General features: G+C 64.3%; 15 protein-coding genes. 5 read left to right on the top strand and 10 right to left on the bottom strand.

From position 1 onward, the window contains the following. Positions 1 to 2 precede the first annotated feature (2 nt). Genes ACQ6S1_RS03775 through mraZ form a run of 6 tightly spaced genes read right to left on the bottom strand, consistent with a single transcriptional unit; the run spans position 3 to position 6541 of the window. Positions 3 to 1424, bottom strand: a complete 1422-nt coding sequence (locus ACQ6S1_RS03775) for a UDP-N-acetylmuramoylalanyl-D-glutamyl-2,6-diaminopimelate--D-alanyl-D-alanine ligase (protein WP_445039808.1) — start codon at positions 1422 to 1424, stop codon at positions 3 to 5. 12 nt (positions 1425 to 1436) lie between these two features. Then, positions 1437 to 2903, bottom strand: coding sequence for a UDP-N-acetylmuramoyl-L-alanyl-D-glutamate--2,6-diaminopimelate ligase (locus ACQ6S1_RS03780; RefSeq protein ID WP_445039809.1), 1467 nt, complete (start codon positions 2901 to 2903; stop codon positions 1437 to 1439). After that, entirely contained in the window at positions 2900 to 4552 is a 1653-nt protein-coding gene (locus tag ACQ6S1_RS03785) for a peptidoglycan D,D-transpeptidase FtsI family protein (RefSeq protein ID WP_445039810.1), read from the bottom strand. The genes ACQ6S1_RS03780 and ACQ6S1_RS03785 overlap by 4 nt, the downstream gene beginning before the upstream one ends. Continuing rightward, positions 4552 to 5040, bottom strand: a complete 489-nt coding sequence (ftsL, locus tag ACQ6S1_RS03790; RefSeq protein WP_445039811.1) for a cell division protein FtsL — start codon at positions 5038 to 5040, stop codon at positions 4552 to 4554. The genes ACQ6S1_RS03785 and ftsL overlap by 1 nt, the downstream gene beginning before the upstream one ends. Beyond that, entirely contained in the window at positions 5037 to 6014 is a 978-nt protein-coding gene (rsmH, locus tag ACQ6S1_RS03795) for a 16S rRNA (cytosine(1402)-N(4))-methyltransferase RsmH (RefSeq protein ID WP_445039812.1), read from the bottom strand. The genes ftsL and rsmH overlap by 4 nt, the downstream gene beginning before the upstream one ends. A 50-nt stretch (positions 6015 to 6064) precedes the next feature. Continuing rightward, positions 6065 to 6541, bottom strand: coding sequence for a division/cell wall cluster transcriptional repressor MraZ (gene mraZ / locus ACQ6S1_RS03800; RefSeq protein ID WP_445039813.1), 477 nt, complete (start codon positions 6539 to 6541; stop codon positions 6065 to 6067). Between the two features lie 563 nt (positions 6542 to 7104). On the opposite strand from mraZ, the gene ACQ6S1_RS03805 reads away from it, so the two are divergent. Further along, on the top strand, positions 7105 to 7650 hold the full coding sequence (locus ACQ6S1_RS03805; protein ID WP_445039814.1) for an AAA family ATPase: 546 nt from the start codon (positions 7105 to 7107) through the stop codon (positions 7648 to 7650). A 165-nt stretch (positions 7651 to 7815) separates the two neighbouring features. On the opposite strand, the gene carA is transcribed toward ACQ6S1_RS03805, so the two are convergent. After that, positions 7816 to 9015 carry a glutamine-hydrolyzing carbamoyl-phosphate synthase small subunit gene (gene carA, locus ACQ6S1_RS03810; RefSeq protein WP_445039815.1) on the bottom strand — a complete coding sequence of 400 codons (1200 nt, stop codon included), beginning with the start codon at positions 9013 to 9015 and terminating at the stop codon, positions 7816 to 7818. A gap of 101 nt (positions 9016 to 9116) precedes the next feature. Here carA and ACQ6S1_RS03815 point away from each other — a divergent pair, with 101 nt between their 5' ends. Together ACQ6S1_RS03815 and ACQ6S1_RS03820 are read left to right on the top strand one after the other, a co-directional pair. After that, positions 9117 to 9566, top strand: a complete 450-nt coding sequence (locus ACQ6S1_RS03815) for a GatB/YqeY domain-containing protein (RefSeq protein ID WP_445039816.1) — start codon at positions 9117 to 9119, stop codon at positions 9564 to 9566. Positions 9567 to 9661: 95 nt separating this feature from the next. Beyond that, on the top strand, positions 9662 to 10453 hold the full coding sequence (locus ACQ6S1_RS03820; RefSeq protein WP_445039817.1) for an extensin-like domain-containing protein: 792 nt from the start codon (positions 9662 to 9664) through the stop codon (positions 10451 to 10453). Here ACQ6S1_RS03820 and ACQ6S1_RS03825 read toward each other — a convergent pair. Both ACQ6S1_RS03825 and ACQ6S1_RS03830 read right to left on the bottom strand, forming a co-directional pair. Beyond that, complete coding sequence (locus tag ACQ6S1_RS03825) at positions 10450 to 11466, bottom strand: alpha/beta fold hydrolase (RefSeq protein ID WP_445039818.1); 1017 nt, start codon at positions 11464 to 11466, stop codon at positions 10450 to 10452. The genes ACQ6S1_RS03820 and ACQ6S1_RS03825 overlap by 4 nt on opposite strands. 101 nt (positions 11467 to 11567) lie before the next feature. After that, a complete protein-coding gene (locus ACQ6S1_RS03830) occupies positions 11568 to 12113 on the bottom strand; it encodes a hypothetical protein (protein WP_445039819.1) in 546 nt (181 codons plus the stop codon). Positions 12114 to 12212: 99 nt separating this feature from the next. Here ACQ6S1_RS03830 and ACQ6S1_RS03835 point away from each other — a divergent pair, with 99 nt between their 5' ends. Next, positions 12213 to 12980, top strand: a complete 768-nt coding sequence (locus ACQ6S1_RS03835) for a peptidoglycan recognition protein family protein (protein WP_445039820.1) — start codon at positions 12213 to 12215, stop codon at positions 12978 to 12980. An 8-nt stretch (positions 12981 to 12988) separates the two neighbouring features. Here ACQ6S1_RS03835 and ACQ6S1_RS03840 read toward each other — a convergent pair whose 3' ends face one another. Then, the gene (locus ACQ6S1_RS03840) at positions 12989 to 13297 is read right to left on the bottom strand and encodes a hypothetical protein (protein WP_445039821.1); all 309 of its coding nucleotides are present in this window, start codon (positions 13295 to 13297) and stop codon (positions 12989 to 12991) included. A gap of 286 nt (positions 13298 to 13583) precedes the next feature. Between ACQ6S1_RS03840 and ACQ6S1_RS03845 the strand changes: the two genes are divergently transcribed. Next, positions 13584 to 14282, top strand: coding sequence for a lytic transglycosylase domain-containing protein (locus tag ACQ6S1_RS03845; RefSeq protein ID WP_445039822.1), 699 nt, complete (start codon positions 13584 to 13586; stop codon positions 14280 to 14282). The last annotated feature ends 25 nt before the right edge of the window (positions 14283 to 14307 follow it).

Below are 14307 nucleotides of genomic sequence, written 5' to 3' on the forward strand. Positions count from 1 at the left end.
CCTTACGCGGGAACGGTGTCGGCTGCGGCGAATCGACGGACCAGCGCGGCGACGATAGGACCCATGCGGCTGCTGTGCGAGCCCTTGATCATGATCGCGTCACAGGAGCGCACAGTCTCAAGCACCTGTGTCTCCAATTCCGCGGAGGTCGCCGCCCACGCGCCACGACGATCCTCGGGCAGTGCGTCGTGCAATGCGCGCATTGCCGGCCCCGCCGTAAAGACGAGGTCTGTTCCGGCGGCGAGAAGAACCTCGGCCAGATCGCGGTGCATCGCGTCCGAATGCTCGCCCAGTTCCAGCATGTCGCCCAGAACGGCGATGCGCCGGCCACCGGATACAGAAGCGCCGCCGAGCAAGGCGATCGCGGCCCGCATGGAGGCAGGATTGGCGTTGTAGCTCTCGTCGAACAGCACGGCCGTCCCGGTGCCGACGCTCAAAGTGTGGCGCTGCCCGCGCCCGGATGGCGCGGTGAAGGCCGACAGGGCCGCAGCCGCCTGCTTCAGATCAGCTCCGGAAAGTTTCGCCGCCAGAAGCACGGCAAGGCTGTTCTGCACGAGATGCCGGCCTGGAGCACCGATTGTGAAGGCGACATCCTCGCCCAGCACGCTGGCCGTGACCACGGAACGATCCGCCAGCGCCGCGACCGTGATGGCTCGGGCATCCCCGCCTTTCTCGATGCCGAAGCTGCGAATATCGAGGCCACGCTCCGACGCCTGCGCCGACAACCGCTCGAACTGCGCATTGTCGGCGTTGAGAACGACGGAGCCGCCAGATTCCACGCCGGAAAAAATCTCGGCCTTGGCGTCGGCAATGGCGTCCACCGAACCGAAATATTCAAGATGCACCGGCTCGACATTGGTGATGATCGCAACATGCGGCCGCACCATGCCGACCAGGGGCGTGATCTCGCCCGCATGGTTCATGCCGATTTCGAAAATACCGAAATCCGTATCGCGGGGCATGCGCGACAAGGTCAGCGGCACGCCCCAATGATTGTTGAAACTGGCGGCGGAGGCATGCAACGCGCCCTGCCCGCTCAGTGCCTGCCGCAGCATTTCCTTCGTGCCGGTCTTACCGACACTGCCGGTGACGGCGATGATGCGGGCCGATGTACGGGCGCGCGCGGCGCGGCCGAGATCTTCCAACGCGCGAAGCGCGTCCGGCACCACGACAAGAGGTCCGGCCTGGCCGACACGATCCCGTTTCGCATCCTCGACGATGGCCAGGGCTGCGCCATTGTTCAGCGCACCCGCCACAAAATCATGGGCATCGTAGCGGTCTCCGGAGATGGCGACGAAGGCTTCACCCGCACCGATCGTCCGGCTGTCGATGGAGACCCCGGAAATCTCCTCCGGCCTGGTCCCCTGGAGCTGCCCACCGACGGCCGCGATCAGTTCCGGACCGCGCCAGAGTGCCTCAGCCATGATGTGCCTTGATCATATCGCCCCCTCGACCGCGGACCGGATGGCCGCGTGATCCGAAAATGGAAGCGTTCGATCGCCGACGATCTGGCCCGTTTCATGGCCTTTGCCTGCAATCAGCAGAACATCGCCGGGTTGCAGGGAGCCGACGGCGGTGGAAATCGCCTCGCCGCGATCACCGATCTCGAAGGCGCCAGGCGCGGCAGCGAGGATCTGGCTGCGGATCGAGGATGGTTCCTCGGAGCGTGGATTATCGTCGGTAACGATGACGACATCGGCATATTGCCGGGCCGCCGCACCCATCAGGGGCCGTTTGCCGGGATCACGATCGCCGCCTGCGCCGAAGACCACGATCAGCCGGTTACGGACATAAGGCCGCAAGGCGGAAAGCGCATTCTCCAGAGCATCGGGCGTGTGTGCGTAATCGACCACGATCTCGGCGTCGTTGTGGCCGGCAACCCGCTCCAGCCGCCCGCTGGCACCCTTCAGCCCTTCAAGTGCCGCGAACACCCGCTCCGGTTCGCCGCCTGTGGCGATCACGAGGCCGGCGGCCACAAGCGCGTTCTCCACCTGGAAGGTTCCGGCAAGCGGCAGAAGCACGCTGAAGTCGACATCGCCATGGCGCAGCAGCAAGCGCTGCGCGAAACCCACAGGCTCGCGCGCGACGATATGAATGTCGAGCCCATGATCGCCCACGGTGAAGACCGGCAGATCTCGCGCTCGCGCGGCATCCCCGAAGACATCCGCGCTGGGGCCGTCGGCGCAGATAACCGCCGTTGCGCCTTCCGGCAGAACCTGCGTGAACAGCTTCAGCTTCGCGGCACGATAATCGGTGAATGTCGCGTGGTAATCGAGATGGTCGCGCGTGAGATTGGTGAAGCCGCCGGCGGAGAGGTGCACACCGCACAGTCGCGATTGATCGAGCCCATGGGACGAGGCTTCAAGAGCCAGATGAGTAACGCCGTCCCGCGCCAACTCGTCCATGGTGCGATGCAGGACAATGGGATCGGGCGTGGTGAGATTGGAATAAACCTCGCCCTTCGGACTGACGAGACCCACCGTGCCGAGGCTTGCGGCCGAATGGCCGAGTGCGGCCCAGATCTGCCGCGTGAACGAGGCGACCGACGTCTTCCCGTTGGTGCCGGTGACGGCCACGACAATTTCGGGCTGACGCGGATAGAAGCGTGCCGCGGCTTTGGCAAGAGCCGCGCGGGCATTGGATACCCGCACCGGCACAAGCCCGTCCGGCAGGGGCTCGCGGCTCTCGGTCAGCACGGCTACCGCGCCCGCGGCCAGCGCGGTGGCGGCAAAGCGAATGCCATCGGCTTTCAGGCCGGGCAACGCCGCAAACAGAAAACCGGGCCGCACATTGCGACTGTCCGATGTCAGGCCCGAGATCGCAATGTCGCGAACATTCGCGCTGAGGCCCGCATCCGGAAACAGCTCTCCCAGCGGGTGGGGGCCGGCGTCGATCGGCGTCAATGAGGATCCCCGATGGCCGCCGCATATTGCGCCGGCGGAAGATTGGGCGGTGCATCGAAATCAGGTTCCAAGCCGAGCAGCGGCGCGATGCGGGACACGATGCGGCCGGTCACCGGCGCGGCGTTCCAGCCGGAAGTGCGGAAGCCGTGCGTGGCCTTGGTGCCCTTGGGTTCGTCGAACATCACGAGCAGGGCATAGCGCGGCTTGGTCGTCGGCATCACGGCGGTGAAGGCGGTCATGACCTTGGTGTCGGAATAGCGGCCGTTGATGACCTTTTCCGCGGTGCCCGTCTTGCCGCCCACCATATAGCCGGGAATGTTGGCTTTCTTCGCCGAGCCCTTCTCGGCATTGAGCCGGAACAGATAGCGCATCTGCGCGCTCGTCTCAGGCTTGATGACCTGCTTCGCCACGGCCATCGCCTCTTCCTTCGTGCGCTTGATGAAGGTCGGCGGAATGAGGTGGCCGCCATTCATCAGCGCGGCTGTGGCCATCAGCGTCTGCAAGGGCGTAACCGACAGGCCGTGGCCGTAGGAGATGGTGACGGTGTTCAGCTCGCCCCAATTGCGCGGAACGATGGGCATTGCGCTTTCCGGCAATTCCGTACGCAGCCTGTCGAGCTGGCCCATCTTTCGGAGAAATGCCTTGTGCCCTTCAACGCCGACCTGCAGCGCGATCTTGGCCGTGCCGATGTTCGAGGAATGGATGAAGACTTCCGGCACCGACAGGATGCGGTTGGTGCCATGGAAATCGCTGATCCGGAACTTGCCGTAACGCATGGCGCTGCGTGCGTCGAAACGGTCCGACAGCCGCACCTTGCCGGAATCGAGCGCCATCGCGAGCGTCAGGGCCTTGAAGGTCGACCCCATCTCGTACACGCCGACACTGAGCCGGTTGATGTTGTTCGGCTTCAGGGCCTCAGCCGGCTGATTGGGATCGTAATCCGGCATCGAGACGAAGGAGACGATCTCGCCCGTTTCGACATCGAGCACGATGCCCGAGGCGGCGATTGCGTCGAATTCCTTCTTGGCTTTTGCCAGTTCGTCGCGCACGGCATGCTGAACGTTGAGGTCCAGCGCCAGCGCGACCGGCTCCAGCGTGCCCTTGCCGTCGGGCGACATGAGGCCCTTACGGTCGATATATTGCTCGAAGCCGGCAATGCCGACATTGTCGATGTTTACCGAGCCGATCGAATGCGAGACCAACGGCCCGTTCGGATAGATGCGGCGCTGCTCGTTCAGAAAGCCCACGCCTGGAATGCCGAGGCGATGGATCTTCGCCTGCTCGGCGGGCGAAATCTCGCGCTTGATCCAGACGAAACCGGCATTCTTATTGAGCCTCTTGTGAAGCTCGTCCGGATTGAGATCCGGCATGGCCGTTGTCAGCAGCTCCGCCGCCTCGTCGGCGTCGATCATCTTGCGCGGCTCGGCGTAAACCGACGACATCTGGATGTCCGTAGCGATCTGGCGCCCGTCCCGGTCAACGACGACAGGACGGCGTGCGGCAAGGGAGGCCTCGGCGTCGAAGCGCTCCTTGACCTCGAGATCGGGCTCGATGCCGAGCCAGAGCAAACGGCCGCCGATGGCACAATAAACGAGGGCGAAGCCGATCATCGCCAGCTTCACCCGGTTGGAGGCGTTGCGCACCCGCATCAGCGACCCCCTTCTTCCGCATCGAGATCGTCGAAACCGCTTTCGCGCATGCGTAGCTTCACGCGATCGCCGGCACCCGGCATGGCGAGGCCCATCGCTTCGATCGTGCGGGCGATGGGATCGTCCGCCGGCGGCGGCGCCTCGACGCTGAGCGGGACCTCCATGCCGAGCGATGCGATTGTGTCTGCGATGGAATCCACTCGCTCCGGCCGCATCGGAATGTCGGCCAGCGCAATGCGCTGCTGGGAATCCTGCGGCTTCAGGTCGAGATTCTTCTCGGTCAGGATCTGGATACGGTCCGGCCGCAGCAGAAAGGCCCATTCCGCATTGAGAACCGCGATCGCGGTCTTTTCACGCGCGATCTGGCGCTCAAGGCGGGCCACTTCCTCGGCCCGCCAGGTCGCCTGATATTTGATCTGATAGACATACACCGCCGCGGCGATCAGAAGGCAGATCGCCATTACGTGCAGGGTGCGCGCGATCTTCATGCACGCTCCATGAAGGCCGCAAGCGCGGACAATTGAGGAACACCATAGGCCAGAGGGTCGGCCGCGCCGCGGGCTGGAGCCTCGGTGCGCTCCGCGGCTCGAAGTCGGGCCGAGCGGGCTCGTGGATTGCGCGCCATCTCATCCTCACCCGGAACGGCCGAGCGGATGATGGGGATGAAGGTGGGCGCCGCCGCGAAGGTGGCCGGCACATGGCGCGACACATTGGGAGTGGTGCGCGAACGCTCGGCCAGGAACGTCTTGACGATGCGGTCCTCCAGCGAGTGGAAGCTGACCACCGCAAGCCGCCCACCGGGAGACAGCACCTCTTCCGCGGCGAACAATGCGCGCAGCAATTCGCCGAGCTCGTCATTCACCGCGATCCGCAGCGCTTGGAAGGTGCGCGTGGCCGGATTGATCAGATCCGGCGAACGGCCGATCACCTGCTCGCAGATGCGCGCCAAATGCATGGTGGTGTCGATACGGCCATTCGCACGCTCGGCCACGATGGCCTTGGCAACCGCGTTGGCACGACGCTCCTCACCCAAAGCGCGGATCAGGGACGCCAGGTCCTTTTCCGCAAGCTCGTTGACGAGATCGGCCGCGCTCGGCCCATCCCCGCCCATCCGCATGTCGAGCGGACCGTCGAAGCGGAAGGAAAAGCCGCGATCGGCGGTGTCGATCTGCATCGACGACACGCCGACATCGAGAACGACGCCATCGACACGGTCGACTCCCAGCTGCGCGACGATGGATTTGAGATCGCCGAACCGGCCCTCGACCAGCATGAGCCGCCCGCCGGCCTGCTCGACAAGCGAGGCCCCGCCGGCAATCGCGGTCTGGTCACGGTCGATACCGACGACACGCGCATCGGCCATATCGAGGATGGCGCGGCTGTAGCCGCCGGCGCCGAACGTACCGTCAATGTAGACGCCGCCATCAATGGGAGCGAGCGCATCGACGGCTTCGTCGCGCAATACGGAGACATGGCGCGGACGGGCAACGCCCTGTTCGGTCTGGAGGCCCATCATTGCGGCACCCCCGTCGTCCCGCCCATGCGTTCCATGCCGATCCGCCGGCGAAGTTCGCGCGCCTTTGCGCGGGCGTCGTCGAGATGGGCGCGAAATGTGTCCGGCTCCCAGATCTGAAATTTGTGGCCGTGACCGACGAAGGTCACCTGATCCTTGATGCCAGCATAGGCCTTCAGGGTCTCTGTGAGAACGACCCGACCCTCGGCATCCACCTTCAGGGTTTCGCTGGTGCCCAAAAGCGCCGTCGAGATGGCATCCCGCTCCTCCGAATAGGGCGCGAAGCCCTCCAGAAGCCGGTCGATCTCCGCCAGCAGCGCGTTGCCGCCGGCGTCCAGTGCGTTCGTGTCCAGTGACGGCATCACGCAAAGCCCCTCGTAGCCGTCTCGCGCCAACACCGAACGAAACTGGGCCGGGATCGAGACCCGCCCCTTGGCATCCAGCCGGTTCGTAAAGTTGGACACGAAACGGTCCATGACCCCCCTCAGCCTTGCAGACAAAGCTCCGCCGCGCGCCCGAAACAGCCTTTTCAGCCGCCTCGTTCTGCAACACCTGGAACGCTCCGCAAGGGATGATTTGGGATAGCATGGGCCTGTATGGGCGTCAACGATATTTAGCCACAATTAACCATTGCGGGCATCGGATCTGGCACACTCCGAAACCCTCTAACTCACTGGTGAATCTGAGGCGTTAAGGTTAATAAGGGCTTGCGGAAATCGGTGGTGCTTGCTTCCCCCGCGAGCTAAGACCTTTCTGGCCAACCTGTTGATCTGGCTTGAAAAAACGTTGAATTCCGAGCCGGGGGAGAAAATCCCACAAAGAATTTTTTTCGTGGATGAAGGTGGCATAGGCGTTATCAGGACGCCTCTATCTCAACACCGTGGGACAGGTTCCCATTTCCGCCTTAATTGAGGCAGCCTCCACCCTCTTTGCCCTGCATTTCCAACGGAAACCGCAAGCCATATCAGCGCCGGATTTGCTGTTTGGACAAAGTTGGGAGTTCCCAGCGACCTGGCAGAAACCCCTCGGAGATCCCCCGATGACCGAAACGGATCGCTTCTTTGTCGTGACGGGTGGTCCCGGCTCCGGGAAAACAACGTTGATCGAGGCGCTGCGGAGCATCGGCCATGCGGCAACCGAGGAAGCGGGTCGCGGCATCATCCGCCATCAATCCGCAATCGGCGGCCAAGCCCTGCCCTGGCATGACCGTGTTGCCTTCGCGGAACTGATGCTGAGCTGGGAAATGAGGTCCCACGAAGCCGCGCACCTGCAGTCGGGACCTGTCTTCTTCGATCGCGGCGCGCCTGATGTGGTGGGTTACCTTCGTCTCAGCGGCCTGCCGGTTCCCGAACACGCCGAACGGGCCGCCTTGGCGTTCCGATACAACAGACGCGTCTTCGTCGCTCCGCCCTGGGAGGCGATCTTCGTGCAGGACACCGAGAGGCGACAGGATTTCGCGGAGGCGGTCCTCACATACGAGACAATGCGCAAGACCTATCAGGGCTATGGCTACGAGATCGTGGAGCTCCCGATCGCCCAGTTGGCTGAACGTGTCGCCTTCGTTCTCGCAGAGGTTGGCGCCTGAACGGAGCCTAATGGGCCATCCAACGGATTAGCGCCCCGCCGCGCCACTGAACATGCTGAGCGCGCCCGAACGCGCCCATATCGAGCGCGTCCGGCTGTTCATCGATTATATCGTCGAGGCCGGCACAGGCGTTCCCGGCATCAAACGGATCTAGCTGGCGACGGCTCAGCCTCGCGAGGCGTCGATCAGATCGACGAAGCGCTTGAACAGATACTGGCTGTCCTGCGGGCCGGGGCTGGCCTCTGGATGGTATTGCACCGAAAAGGCCGGACGGTCGGTGAGACGGATGCCGCAATTCGAGCCGTCGAACAGGGAAACATGCGTCTCCTCGGCGTTCTCCGGCAGGCTCTCGCGGTCCACGGCAAAGCCATGATTCATGGACGTGATCTCGACCTTGCCGGTCGTGAAGTCCTTGACCGGATGGTTCGCGCCGTGATGGCCCTGATGCATCTTCTTGGTAGACGCACCGATGGCCAGGCTGAGAAGCTGGTGGCCGAGGCAGATGCCGAAGGTCGGCACCTTCTGCGCCAGCACCTCGCGGATGACGGGCACGGCATATTCGCCTGTCGCCGCCGGATCTCCGGGGCCGTTCGACAAGAACACGCCGTCCGGCTTCAGCGCCATGACCTCCTCGGAGGTAGCGGTGGCAGGCACCACGATGACTTCGCAATCCTGCTCGGCCAGCATGCGCAGGATGTTGCGCTTCAGCCCGTAATCGATGGCGACGACACGGCGCTTGCCGTTGCCGAGCTTGCGGTAGCCGCCCTCCCAGGTCCAACCGGCCTCATCCCAGTCGAACCGCTGGGCGGAGGTGACGCCGGGCACGAGGTCCACGCCCTCCATGTCGGGGATGGCGGCGGCGGCTTCGCGCAGCGCGGCGATGTCGAAGTCACCCTGCGGATCGTGGGCGATCACCGCGTTGGGCATGCCCTTGTCCCGGATCATCGCCGTCAAGGCGCGGGTATCGATGCCCGCAATGCCGATGATGCCGCGCGCGCTGAGCCAGGCATCGAGGCCGCGGCTGGCACGCCAGTTCGAAGGATCCGAGATCGGGGCCGCGAGCACCGCGCCGCGCACGCCTGTTGTGGCGGCGAGGTTCACCGTCTCGATGTCGTCCTCGTTGGTGCCGACATTGCCGATGTGCGGGAAGGTAAAGGTGACGATCTGCCCGGAATAGGACGGATCGGTGAGGATCTCCTGATAGCCGGTCATCGACGTGTTGAAACACACCTCGCCGGTGGACTGGCCGATGGCTCCGATCCCCTGCCCGTCCAGAACCGTGCCGTCGGCCAGCACCAGAACGGCGGTGGGCTTGGGCTCCGCCCAGGAATCTGCGTTGTCGAAGGGGGCTTGTTCGGTCGTCATGGCTGCCTTAGTGCTTCCCGGCCATTGGCCCGGGGCGTTTGCCGTTAGCTATGCCGCCCCCGCCTGCCGGTCAACCGCGACAATCCTCCGGAGCTGAACATATGCGCGAAGCAATCAACGCGGCCCTCAAGGAGGCCATGAAGGCCGGCGACAAGGAACGCCTGAGCACGCTCCGCCTCATGAACGCTGCCATCAAGGATCGCGACATCGAGGCGCGCGGTGCCGGCAAGGAGCCGCTGAACGAGGAAGAGCTGCTCCAGCTGTTCCAGAAGATGGTGAAGCAGCGCCAGGAATCGGCCAAGGTCTACGAGGAAAACAATCGCCCCGAACTCGCCGCACAGGAGCGCAACGAGATCGGCGTCATCCAGAATTTCATGCCGGCCCAGATGGACGAAGCCGCAATGGCGGCCGCCGTTGATGCGATCGTCACGGAGATCGGCGCAGCCGGCCTCAAGGACATGGGCCGTGTGATGGCGGCGCTGAAAGAGCGCCACACCGGCACGATGGATTTCGGCAAGGCCAACGGCCTCGTGAAACAGCGTCTCGGCTGAGATTAGCGTCAACGCCTTCTTAACGGGATCGCGCGCATTCTCCGCATGTGAGAACTGGTTTCGCGTACTCATTTCTTCTCATAGGCATCTCGCTGGTGCTTGGCTCCTGCGGCCGCTTCGGCGGCCCGGAGCGCGAGCCGTGGCGGGATGCCGCTGAGGCGCGCTGCATCCGCGCCGGCGCGGTGCAGGCCTCCTCCTACGTCGAACCCATCAAGCCTATTCGCGACAAGCTGACCTGCGGCATGGAACAACCATTCCGCATCCACGCTTTGGCCGATGGCTCGGTCGAAGTGCAGCCAGCGGCACGTCTGGCCTGCCCTGTCACGGCGTCGCTCAATTACTGGATGCAGCAGGTGGTGCAGCCCTCGGCGCAGGCCAATTTCGGCCAGCCGATCGTAGCCGTGAAAAATGCTGCTTCCTACGGCTGCCGCACCCGCAACCACAAGCGTGGCGCCAAGCTCTCCGAGCATGGCTTCGGCAATGCGCTCGACATCGCGGCTTTCATCCTGGCCGACGGACGGCGCATTGACATCAAGCGGCACTGGCGCGGCGCACCGGACGAGCGCGCCTTTCTGCGGCAGGTGACGGGCGGCGCCTGCGGTCCGTTCAAGACGGTGCTCGGCCCCGGCAGCGATGGTCACCACGAGGACCATCTGCATCTCGATCTCGCCCGGCACGGAAAATCCGGCCGGAACACCTATTGCCGGCCGAGACCGCAAAACGTGCCGAGCGCGCCGCAATTCCCCCAGGCCGGACCGGCTTACGGTGGCTCGGACGGACGTTATCTCAGCGGCCCGATGTCCTACGCCGCCGAGCCGGGCTGGCCTCTCGGCGGCGCGGGAATGACCCTTTCCGACGACGCGCCGGACGCGCCCGAGGACGATTAATCCCGTGCGCGAAGCCCCTTCAGAAGGGCTTCGTGGAAACGATCCGGTGCCTCCACCTGCGGGGAATGGCCGAGTTCATCGAAGGCGATGAGCGTGGCATTCGGAATGGCCTTGGCCGTCCTGGCGCCGAGTTCTGGATAATTGCCCAAGCGGTCCTGCACATCCTTCGGCGCACGATTGGCACCGGGAGCCGTGCGATCCTTCCCGCCGATCATCACGAGCGTCGGCGCCTGGATGCGTTCGAACTCATGCACCACGGGCTGCGTGAAGATCATCTCCGAGGTCTGAGCCTGATTGTAGGCCACGATCTCCCGGCCGGGTCCGGCGTAAAGGCCGGCGGCCATGTCCACCCAGCGATCGTATTCGGGCTTCCAAATGCCGTTGTAGTAGAACTTCAGCTGATAGGCCTTGATGGCCTCCCGGCTGGTCTTCAACTCCCCCTCATAGAGCTGGTCGATATCGGCATAGGGCACGCCCTCCGCCTGCCAATCCTCGAGACCGATCGGATTGACAAGCACGAGCCGCTCGACCGCATCGGGATATTGGATGGCGTATCGGGCGGCCAGCATGCCACCCATGGAATGGCCGATGACGACGGCCTTCTCCACGTTCTTCGACGCCAGCAATTCCTGCGTGTTCGCGGCAAGCTGCGCCAGGCTGAACTGGTAGCCCTGCGGCTTTGTGGAACTGCAAAATCCGATCTGATCCGGCACGATCACCCGATAACCCGCGCGGCTCAACACGGAGATCGTGGCGTCCCACGTCGCGCCGCAGAAGTTTTTGCCATGCAGCAGAACGGCGGTCTGGCCGTTCGCGGTGCCTTGCGGCGCGATGTCCATGAAAGCCATGGCGAGCTTCTGTTTCTGCGACGAGAATTCGAAACGCTGAACCGGGTGCGGATAGTCGAAGCCTTGAAGCTCCGGACCATAAGAGGCCGGCTGTTGGGCCATTGCAGGCGAAAACGCTGCCCCAACAGCAGCGACAACGACGAGCGAATGCGCGATCTTCGACATGAAACCTTTCCGGATATGGCTGGGGCGCCGACGATGCCGGATCGTGGCGCCCCTTGCTCTTCACAAGCCGATGAACTGGCGCGGCCCAACGCCTCACCCGATCAGCGGCCGGTCACATCCACAGCGCCAGCGCCCGACGATCCTTCGGACCCCGAGATGATGGACGGCGTCCCGAGCGGATCGCCGGCACCGCAATTGGCGCTGGTGGCGCCGCTTGAACTCGTCCCGTCACCACCGCATTGGGTGCCCGACGAATTGCGGCTGGATTGATCGATGGTGCTGCCGATGCTCGAATTCTGGGTGCCGTAGACCGGCACCTGCTGGCCGACAGTGGACCCCGGACCCGACTGGACGTTGCTTCCAGCGCCCGGAACCGTCGAGGAATTCGTCGACGGGTTCGACAGCGCGCCCGGCGTGGCGCGGGCCGACGGATTGACCACCGACGGCTGGGATGACGTGGCCGCGCGGGGAGCGCCGGTCGCGCCGCCTGATGCCCCGCCACCCGACAAGCCGCTTGCTCCGCCGCCGCTGCCGGAGGACGCGCCTCCCCCGCTTGAACCGCCACTGGACTGGGCCTGTACGAGGCCCGTGCCGGCAGTCAGCAATGCCGCCGTGGCAAGGGCCGTGATTGTGTGTTTCGAGATCATGGCATGCGTCTCCGAAAGATGCCTTCTGAAGATCAACGCCCGCATACCGCAGCCGTTCCGGCATTGCCCGATGCCGTTCGCTGTGCCACGCCTTCGTGAATGAGAGACGCCCCCTTCGCCGACACGTCCCTGGTGACCGAATTCATCGCCTCCCCGAACCACGACGCCCGCGTCGATGAGGCCGAACCGGACATCCTGCTGCTGCACTACACCGGGATGCCGGACGCCGACGAGGCCGTGGCCCGATTGTGCGATCCCGTGAGCAAGGTGTCGTGCCATTACCTCGTCCACGAGGACGGGCGCATCATCCAGATGGTTCGTGAGGACGATCGCGCCTGGCACGCCGGCCTATCGTCATGGGAGGGTGAGGCCGACGTCAATTCCATGTCGATCGGCATCGAAATCGCCAATCCCGGTCACGAACATGGCTACCGCGACTTTCCCGAAGCGCAGATCGACGCCGTGATTGCGCTGGGCCGTGATATCTGCGCCCGCCGGAACATTCCCCGTCAGCGTGTGCTCGCCCATGCCGACGTGGCGCCCCGGCGCAAGGAAGATCCGGGTGAGAAATTCCCGTGGGACAGGCTCTTTGCGGCCGGTCTCGGCCATTGGCAGAAGCCCGCGCCGCTGACCACGCAGGGCGACACGCTGAAGGAAGGCGACGACAGCGAGATCGTCGAGCAGGTTCAGTCGCTGTTCGCGATCTACGGATATGGCGTCGAGATCTCCGGCGTGTTCGACGCGGGGACGAAAGCGGTGGTGACCGCCTTCCAACGCCATTTCCGGCAGGAAAAAGTGGACGGCATCATCGACCCGTCCACCATCGCGACGCTGCGTCGCCTGTTGAAGGCGCTGCCCAAAACGTGACGCGCTTGTCATGTTTGCCTCAGAATGGCCACACCATTAAGGCTAACCCTGATCAGGATTTGGGTTTGGGGGATCTGGATGAGGCGCACTCTATTCTCCGGGCTAATGATGGGCGCAAGCATCCTGTGTGCGGCGCCCGCTTTCGCCCAGGACGCGGCGCAAGCACCGGCCGCCTCGAAATCCGAGCCCGTTAAATCCGCGAAGAAGAAGCCCGCTCCGGAAAAAGAAGGCGCCGTTGCCGCGCCGATGGTGCTCGTGCCGACGCCGGCACAGAAGGCCGCACCTTCGAAAACCGCCAGCCGCGCACCCGTGAACAAAGCCGCCTCCGCGATGCGCCCGACAGCAACGGCTGCGGCCGCCGGCACGCCGGCTCAACCGGCGGCGAAGGCTGATCCGGCATCGACTGGCAAGCCTGCCGCCGCAATGGCCGTGGCAGAGAGCCAGGATTCCATAGCTGCAAAGCCCGCCCCGACACCCACCAAGAGCGTGAAACCGGCGACCGCGATTCCACTTCCGATGGCCCGGCCCGCTGCGGCACCATCTCCAAAGACCCAAGCGGCCGTCAGCGCGAAGGCGGAAACCGCAAAACCTGGCGCCGCAGATATGCGACCAAAGCCGGTCGAAGCTGGCCTCGCTTCGGCCGCTTCTACGCCCGCAAAGGCGGCCGCCAAATCCCCGGTCACGCCCGCCACGCCAGTGGTCGCAGCAAACGTGCCAACACCTGGCTCGACGCCCGAAAAGAAGCAGCCCACTCCGGCCGTGCTGGGCTACGCAGCCCCGGTGCAGGCAAGCCTTGGCACCCTGCCCCTGTTCGCGAAACCGACGCCACCTGACCGGCCAGCCGCCCCCACTCAACAGGCGTCCGGCAAAGACGCCCTGATAGACCTCGTGGCACGCATCGCCCGCGACAACGGCATGCCGTTCGAGCTGGCGCATGGCGTTGTAATGGTCGAGAGCCGCTACAACCCGAAGGCCACAGGCCCCGGCGGCCATGTCGGGCTGACTCAGATCAGCTATCCAACCGCGAAATCACTGGGTTTTTCCGGGACCCGTGCCGAGCTTTATGATCCCGAGACCAATCTGACCTACGGTCTGAAATATCTCGGAATGGCTTACAAGAAGGCCGGCAACGACATGTGCGGCGCGATCTCCAAATATCAGGCAGGCCACCGCACGCCCGGCATAACCCGCGCCGGCGCAGCCTATTGCGCCAAGGTGCGCAAAATCATCGCCGCCGGACTACCGACCACCCGCCTCGCCGACGCCACCGCCCCGGCCGTGAAGAAGATCGCGCGGGATTAAGCTGCGATCCAGATCACTCGTCCAA

The sequence above is a fragment of the Terrihabitans aquatilis genome, from assembly GCF_052542005.1.

Excerpts from the sequence above, each read along its gene's own strand:
- ftsL (WP_445039811.1), bottom strand. The coding sequence starts at position 5,040 with ATGAAGATCGCGCGCACCCTGCACGTAATGGCGATCTGCCTTCTGATC.
- ACQ6S1_RS03845 (WP_445039822.1), top strand. The coding sequence starts at position 13,584 with ATGCGACCAAAGCCGGTCGAAGCTGGCCTCGCTTCGGCCGCTTCTACG.
- ACQ6S1_RS03835 (WP_445039820.1), top strand. The coding sequence starts at position 12,213 with ATGAGAGACGCCCCCTTCGCCGACACGTCCCTGGTGACCGAATTCATC.
- ACQ6S1_RS03785 (WP_445039810.1), bottom strand. The coding sequence starts at position 4,552 with ATGCGGGTGCGCAACGCCTCCAACCGGGTGAAGCTGGCGATGATCGGC.
- ACQ6S1_RS03825 (WP_445039818.1), bottom strand. The coding sequence starts at position 11,466 with ATGTCGAAGATCGCGCATTCGCTCGTCGTTGTCGCTGCTGTTGGGGCA.
- ACQ6S1_RS03805 (WP_445039814.1), top strand. The coding sequence starts at position 7,105 with ATGACCGAAACGGATCGCTTCTTTGTCGTGACGGGTGGTCCCGGCTCC.
- mraZ (WP_445039813.1), bottom strand. The coding sequence starts at position 6,541 with ATGGACCGTTTCGTGTCCAACTTTACGAACCGGCTGGATGCCAAGGGG.
- ACQ6S1_RS03775 (WP_445039808.1), bottom strand. The coding sequence starts at position 1,424 with ATGGCTGAGGCACTCTGGCGCGGTCCGGAACTGATCGCGGCCGTCGGT.
- ACQ6S1_RS03815 (WP_445039816.1), top strand. The coding sequence starts at position 9,117 with ATGCGCGAAGCAATCAACGCGGCCCTCAAGGAGGCCATGAAGGCCGGC.
- ACQ6S1_RS03830 (WP_445039819.1), bottom strand. The coding sequence starts at position 12,113 with ATGATCTCGAAACACACAATCACGGCCCTTGCCACGGCGGCATTGCTG.
- carA (WP_445039815.1), bottom strand. The coding sequence starts at position 9,015 with ATGACGACCGAACAAGCCCCCTTCGACAACGCAGATTCCTGGGCGGAG.